Origin of the sequence: Nonomuraea rhizosphaerae (genome assembly GCF_019396405.1) — a bacterium.
GTDB classification, from domain to species: domain Bacteria; phylum Actinomycetota; class Actinomycetes; order Streptosporangiales; family Streptosporangiaceae; genus Nonomuraea; species Nonomuraea rhizosphaerae.
Genome location: NZ_JAHKRL010000183.1, coordinates 1 through 6,650, shown reverse-complemented (window position 1 = coordinate 6,650; position 6,650 = coordinate 1). Strand labels below are relative to the sequence as shown.

The 6,650-nt window shown below is 73.3% G+C and carries 8 protein-coding genes; 7 read left to right on the top strand and 1 reads right to left on the bottom strand.

The annotated features are described in order from the left end of the window. Both KME77_RS09070 and KME77_RS09065 read left to right on the top strand, forming a co-directional pair. Positions 1 to 380: response regulator (locus KME77_RS09070; RefSeq protein ID WP_219463905.1), on the top strand; the 380-nt coding region annotated here is incomplete at its 5' end. Next, on the top strand, positions 373 to 1,974 hold the full coding sequence (locus tag KME77_RS09065) for a SpoIIE family protein phosphatase (protein ID WP_308250625.1): 1,602 nt from the start codon (positions 373 to 375) through the stop codon (positions 1,972 to 1,974). The genes KME77_RS09070 and KME77_RS09065, both read left to right, overlap by 8 nt. Here the strand turns inward: KME77_RS09065 and KME77_RS09060 are convergent. Next, the gene (locus tag KME77_RS09060; RefSeq protein ID WP_219463903.1) at positions 1,971 to 2,348 is read right to left on the bottom strand and encodes a hypothetical protein; all 378 of its coding nucleotides are present in this window, start codon (positions 2,346 to 2,348) and stop codon (positions 1,971 to 1,973) included. The genes KME77_RS09065 and KME77_RS09060 overlap by 4 nt on opposite strands. 142 nt (positions 2,349 to 2,490) lie before the next feature. On the opposite strand from KME77_RS09060, the gene KME77_RS09055 reads away from it, so the two are divergent. The 5 genes from KME77_RS09055 to KME77_RS09035 all read left to right on the top strand — a co-directional run. Then, positions 2,491 to 3,372, top strand: a complete 882-nt coding sequence (locus KME77_RS09055; protein ID WP_219463901.1) for a GAF and ANTAR domain-containing protein — start codon at positions 2,491 to 2,493, stop codon at positions 3,370 to 3,372. A 2-nt stretch (positions 3,373 to 3,374) separates the two neighbouring features. Then, complete coding sequence (locus KME77_RS09050; RefSeq protein WP_219463900.1) at positions 3,375 to 4,121, top strand: GAF and ANTAR domain-containing protein; 747 nt, start codon at positions 3,375 to 3,377, stop codon at positions 4,119 to 4,121. Positions 4,122 to 4,230: 109 nt separating this feature from the next. Continuing rightward, positions 4,231 to 5,001 carry an STAS domain-containing protein gene (locus KME77_RS29780; protein WP_219463898.1) on the top strand — a complete coding sequence of 257 codons (771 nt, stop codon included), beginning with the start codon at positions 4,231 to 4,233 and terminating at the stop codon, positions 4,999 to 5,001. A gap of 44 nt (positions 5,002 to 5,045) precedes the next feature. Beyond that, positions 5,046 to 6,056 carry a chemotaxis protein CheB gene (locus KME77_RS09040; protein WP_219463897.1) on the top strand — a complete coding sequence of 337 codons (1,011 nt, stop codon included), beginning with the start codon at positions 5,046 to 5,048 and terminating at the stop codon, positions 6,054 to 6,056. 29 nt (positions 6,057 to 6,085) lie between these two features. Then, positions 6,086 to 6,650 (top strand): CheR family methyltransferase (locus tag KME77_RS09035; RefSeq protein ID WP_308250624.1); only part of this gene is annotated, 565 nt, incomplete at its 3' end.

Below are 6,650 nucleotides of genomic sequence, written 5' to 3'. Positions count from 1 at the left end.
CGCACCACGACGGCACGCCCGAGGTGGCGCGGGTGCTGGTGGCCGACGACGACGACGCGTTCCGCGCCTCCATCCGCAGGATGCTGTACGGGTTCGCCGTCGAGGTGGACGAGGCCGCCGACGGGGCCGCCGCGCTGGAGATGATGACCGAGCGCCCGCCGGACGTGATCCTCCTGGACATGCTGATGCCCCGGCTGGACGGCAACGCGCTGCTCCAGCGCATGTCCGACGAGCAGGCGCTGAGACAGGTCGGCGTCGTCGTGGTGACGGTGCGCCCCGACACGGCGCCCCCCGGCCACCCGGTGCTGCCCAAGCAGGGGCTGCGCCGCGACCAGCTCCTGCAGGCCGTCCGCGACGCGGTGGGGGCGGCTCGTGGCTGAGTCCCTGGCCAGGCCGGCGAACCCGGCGGCGACGGTGCTGGTGGTCGACGACACCCCCACCAAGCGCTACATCCTGTCGAGCTGGCTGCGCCGGGCCGGCCACACCGTCATCGAGGCGAGCGGCGGCGAGGAGGCGCTGTCCATGCTCACCGTCAGCCGCCCCGACCTGGTCGTGCTCGACGTGCGGCTGCCGGACCTGCCCGGGTTCGAGGTGTGCGAGCGGATCAAGGCCGACCCGGCCACGGCCTCCATCCCGGTGATCCAGGTGTCGGGCAACGCCATCACCTCCGCCGACCGTACCGAGGGGCTCGAACGCGGCGCCGACGCCTACCTGTCGGAGCCGATCGAGCCGGCCGAGTTCGCCGCGACGGTCGAGGCGACGCTGCGCTACTACCGCGCCCGGCGGCACGCCGAGGTGATGGCCGAGCGGCTGGCCAAGCTGGCCGACGTGACGCTGAGGATGAACGCGGCCGACTCCTTCGACCGGCTGCTCGCGGTGACCGTCGAGGGCACGGTCGACATCCTGGGCCGCCACGCGGGCGCGCTCGCGCTGCCGCCCGACGGCCGGATGCGCCGCTTCCGCGCCAGGCCCGGCGAGACGGCCGGCAACCGGGCCGCCTCCCCCAAGGCGCTGGACCGGATCAGCGAGCTCACCCTGGGCGACACGGCCGGGGCCCAGGTCTTCACCATGACGGCCGACGAATGGCACACCGTCGTCAACGACGCGCAGATCCAGGCGCCCGTCACCGGGGTGCTGTGCCGCATCAAGAAGGGCCGCCTGCCCGTCTACCTGGGGCTGGAGGCCGACCCGCCGCTGGACGTCGACGAGACGAACGTGCTGCGCCAGCTCGGCCAGGAGCTGGCGCTGGCGGTGGACGCGCTGCGCGTCTACACCGAGGAGCACGCGATCTCGCTCACCCTCCAGCGCAGCCTGCTGCCGACGCGCATCCCCGACGTTCCGGGGCTGACGGTGTCGTACCGTTACCAGCCCGCCGTGGACAACGTCGAGGTCGGCGGCGACTTCTACGAGGTGCTGCGGATCGGCGACCGGGCGCTGGTGGCGATCGGCGACGTGGCCGGCCACTCGCTGCAGGCCGCGACGATCATGGCCGAGCTGCGCCACGCGCTGCGCGCCTCGCTGATCGACTCGGTGGACCTGAGCGCGTCCATGGACCTGCTCAACAAGGTGCTGCGGCGTTATCACCCCGGCATGACGGCGACCGTCTGCCTGCTGCTCGCCGACGGGACGACCGGCGAGGTGGAGCTGGCCAACGCCGGGCACATCCCGCCGTTGCTGGCCGGCCCCGACGGGCGCTACCTCGGCCTGGGCAACCTGCTGCTGGGCGTGGCCGCCGAGGACTACACGGTGGAGCGCCTCGTGCTGCCGCCCGGCGCGACGATGCTGCTGTTCACCGACGGGCTGGTGGAGGACCGCGACATCCTGCTCGACATCAGCCTGGAGCAGGCCAGGCAGGTGGCCGAGACGGTCGAGGACGACCTGGAGGAGTTCTGCGACCGGCTGCTGGCCACGTTCGGGACGCGCGAGGACGACGTGGCGATCGTCGCGATCCGCCGCGATCCTGACGGACGCTAGCCCTGGCGCTCCTCCTGCCGGGCGGCGTCACGTTGTGTCTGGGCCGAGCGCCGGTGCTGCTCGACGTCGCCGATGCCCGCGTCGGCGAGGCTGTCGTGCACCAGGGCGCTGCGGCGGTGGGTGAGCGCGGCGTGGAGATGGCCGGCCCTGGAGTCGGCGGCCGCCCGCTCGGCGTCGCGCCGGGCCTGCTCGAAGCGTTCGGTGGCCGCTTGCGCCTGCTGCGGGGTGGAGCCCTGCCCGGAGTCCGCCGCCGCCAGCTCACAACGGCGTTGCTCCGCCTGGGCCGCTCTCGCCCCCGCGCGGAGGGCTCGCTCGCGGGCCCGCGCGGCGCGCTCCCGCGCCTCGCTGATGCGTGACTGGAGGTACTCCAACATACCGCCCCTTCTACCCCATCGACTTGCCCTGATACAGCGCAAACGCGCTACATAGCCGGAACCCGGCGCAGGGTGGCGCCCCGGGCGGAACGTCGCGATGATGGGGGCCAGGTCACATGGAGGTGGCCGTCAGGAGGCCGCCGTGACCCGGCAGGCGCAAGGTCAGGAGCGTGCGGCGAGCCTGGTCGCGCTGCTCACCGGCCACGCCGCCGCCAGGGGCGGCCCGGTGACCGCGGCCGACGTCTGCGAGGTCTGCGTGACCGCGTTGCGCGTCTCCGGGGCCTCGGTGTCGTGCCTCGCCGGGACCTCGGCGCCGCGCGCCTCTGGGACCTCCGTGCCGCGTGTCTCCGGGGCCGCGGTGCGGCCGGTGGACGGCTCCGGGGAGGTGGCCGCCCACGCGGCCGGGCGGCTCGCCGAGCGGCTCGGCGCGCTGGGGCTCGCACCGGCCGAGGGGCCGTGCCCGGATGCCTGGGAGCTGGGCTGCCCGGTGCTGGTCCCCGAACTCGGCACCACTCGCGTCATGATGCGCTGGCCGCGCTACGGGCCGGCGGCGCTGGGCGAGGGGGCGCGGGCGGTGTTCGCGTTCCCGCTGCGCAGCGGGGCGATCTCGGCGGGCGTGCTGTCGCTCTGCCGGACGACGCCCGGCCCGCTGAGCGACGCCCAGCTCACCGACGCGCTGCTCGTCGCGGACCTCACGATCGAGCTCGTCCTCTGCCGCCCCGCTCACCGGCTGCCCCGCTCGCAGACCGGCCCGCTGACCGGCCCGTCAGCCGGGACGTGGAGCCGCGGCGGCCTCGGCGCGGCGGGGGCCGAGGTCCACCAGGCCATCGGGATGGTCTGCGTCCAGCGGGACGTCGGACCGGGCCAGGCGCTGGCCGCGCTGCGCGAGCACGCCCTCACCCGCCTTCGCCCGCTGGAGGAGGTGGCCAGGGACGTGGTGGGCCGCCGGCTCCGCCTCGCCCCCGGCGACCCCAGCGGCGACCCCGGCGGCGATCCCTCCGGCGATCCCGACCAGGAGTGCTGACCATGGCCGAGCCATCAGCGACGAGGGAGGAGCGGATCGCCGGCGCCTTCGCCGATCTGGCCGACGTCCTCGCCGACGACTTCGACGTCATCGACTACCTGCAGCGCCTCACCGGCCACTGCGTCGCCCTGCTGGGCGTCGCCGCGGCCGGCGTGCTGGTCGACAACGGGCGCGGGCGGCCGCAGCTCGTCGCCGCCTCCACGGAGCAGGCCCGGGTGCTGGAGGTGCTGCAGATCCAGCAGGCCCAGGGGCCGTGCTTCGACACCTTCGCCACCGGGGAGCCGGTCTCCTGCGCCGAGCTGGCCCGTACGCCGGACCGCTGGCCCTCGTTCACCGGCCCCGCGGCCGAGGCCGGCTACCGGGGCGCGCACGGCCTGCCGATGCGGCTGGGGAACGAGGTCGTGGGCGCGCTCAACCTGTTCACCGGGCAGGCCCGCGAGCTGAGCGACGCCGACCGGCGGCTGGGCCGGACGCTGGCCTGTCACGCCGCGATCGGGCTGCTCGGGCACCGTGCCGGGGACCGGCGCGAGCTCCTCGTGCAGGAGCTTCAGGTGGCCTCGCACAGCCGGATCGCCATCGAGCAGGCCAAGGGGGTGCTGGCGGAGAGCCGCGGGCTGAGCGTCGAGGAGGCCTTCGCCGAGCTGCGCGACTACGCCCGCCGTCACCGGCGCAAGCTGTCGCACGTCGCGCTGGCCGTCGTCGGCAACGCGGGGGACGTCATGGATCTCACCGGCAGGGCGCCGAAGTGAGTGACACCCTGGCTCTTTGCCCGGCGGGGGAGCAGGATGGGCAGGAGATGGTTCGCTCTGAGGATGAAAGCCTTCGCGGCCGATGGAGGGATCAGACATGTTCCTGTCGGTGCGCTTGACGACAGTTTCCGACACCACCGTGGTGATCACCCTGACGGGTGAGCTGGACACCACCACGGCGCCCGTTCTGGCCGCCACCCTGGGGCCGCTGGCCGAGTCGCCGATCATCCATGTGATCGTGGCGGCGGGAGACCTGTGGTTCTGCGACCTGACCGGCCTGGATCACCTCGCCGCCGCGCACAAGGCCCTGTACGCCAAGGGCGGCGGCCTGGCCGTCGCCGAGGCGGGGCCGGCGCTGTGCCGCCTGATCGGGCTGGTGACCGAGCACTCCCGCGCGCCCATGGCGATGTACGACACCATGCGGGAGGCCCTGGCCGAGGTGGGCATCGCCGACGACGAGCCGCCGAACCCGGAGCGGCGGCACCTGCCCCGCCTGCGCCGGGTCCCCCGTGGTCAAGCGCCCCGTCAGTCCCTGCGCCAGGCCCCGCGCCAGGCCACGCGCGCCCGGCAGCGCTCCGATCACCTCCACCTGGTGAGCCCGCCGCCGGCCCCGCCCGCCCGGGCCGACGGGGACGAGCCCGCCGCGTCGCCGGGCCGCCCGTACCGGGCCATGGCCCGCTCCCGCGCGTTGCGTGAGGAGGCCCGCTGGCAGGTGGAGGCGCTGGAGCAGCGGATCCGGCGCTCCGACCGGGCGCGGCAGGAGCTGTTCGAGACCCGGGCGCGCTGTTACGCCACCATCTCGACCGTCCGCGCCACCGTCGCCAAGGCCAACCAGGCGCTGGCCACCATCACTCAGACCGTGAGAAACGCCCCCGGCTGAGTGCTCCACGCATGATCCGCCCGTTTCTGGAGAGGAGAACGGGGGTGAGGACAGCAGGGCGGGACGTTGTCGTGATCGCCGCCTCGGCGGGCGGGGTGGAGCCCCTGCGCACCATGCTCAGCGAGCTTCCCGGCGACCTTCCCGCCAGCGTGATGGTGGTTCTGCACGTGTCGCCGCGCGGCACCAGCGTGCTGGCCAACATCCTGGACAGGGCCGGGCCGCTCAAGGCGGCGCCGGCCGAGGACCAGGAGCAGACCCAGTACGGCCGCGTCTACGTCGCGCAGCCCGACCACCACCTGCTGCTGCACGAGGGCAGAACCCGGCTGTCGCGCGGCCCGCAGCACAACGGGCATCGGCCGGCCGCCGACCCGCTGTTCATGAGCGCGGCCCTCGACGCCGGGCCTCGTGTGTCGGCGGTGGTGCTGAGCGGCACGCTCGACGACGGCGCCAAGGGCTGCGAGGCGGTGCGCCGGCAGGGAGGCGCGATCGCGGTCCAGGACGTCGCCGAGTGCGCCTTCCCCGGTATGCCGGCCGCCGCCCTCGCCGCCGTGCCGAACGCCGTGTCGCTTCCCGCGCGCGGGCTCGCGCACTGGATCACCGCGCAGACCCGTACCCCTGTCACCGCGGAGGAGAGGGTGGACGACGACGGCACGGAGTGGGAGGTCGCCCAGGTCCTGCGGCACGCGCCGATCATGGACGATCCGAACGGGCAGCTCCTCGGCCTGACCTGCCCGCAGTGCAACGGCCCGCTGTTCGAGCAGCACAGCGACAGGATCTCCCGCTACGTGTGCAGGGTCGGTCACGCGTGGTCGCACGACAGCATGATCGAGGCCCAGTCGGACGCCGTGGAGCAGGCGTTGTGGGTGGCCATCCAGCGGCTGGAGGAGCGCGTCCGGATGCTGGAGCGGATGCTGGAGCAGGCCGGGGAGCGGGGCCAGCGCAACACCTGGGCCCGCTACCACGAGGAGGCGAACCGGACACGTGAGGCATTGCGCACCATTCGCGGGTTGCAATCGCGAATCGGCAACGACGGTGACAACCTGCTGTCGTCCTGAGCAGCCCGACTCGGCGTAATCTACCGTCTGTGACGACAGAGGAAGAGCATGATTTCGATGACCTCCTCCTCCTGCTCAAGGAGACACGCGGGTTCGATTTCACGGGATACAAGCGCACGACGCTCATGCGCCGGATCGGCCGGCGCCTGGAGGCGCTCAAGCTACGCGACTTCAGCGAATACCGCGATTTCCTCGAGCTGGAGCCGGAGGAATTCACGCGACTTTTCGACAGCCTGCTGATCAACGTGACCAGCTTCCTGCGTGATTCGGCCGCCTGGCAGGCGCTGCGGGAGACGGTGATCCCCACGCTGCTCAGCAGCAAGAACGCGACCAAGGCGATCCGGGTGTGGAGTGCGGGCTGCGCGACGGGCGAAGAGGCGTACACGGTGGCGATGGTGCTGGCCGAGGAGCTCGGCATGGACCGCTTCCGGGAGCGGGTGAAGATCTACGGCACCGATCTCGACGAGAAGGCGCTGCAGGTGGCCAGGACCGGCGTCTACACCGAGCGGCAGCTCGGCGACCTGCCCCTGGACCTGCGCGACACCTACTTCGAGCCGGTCGAGAACGGCTTCGCCTTCCCCCGCGTCCTGCGCC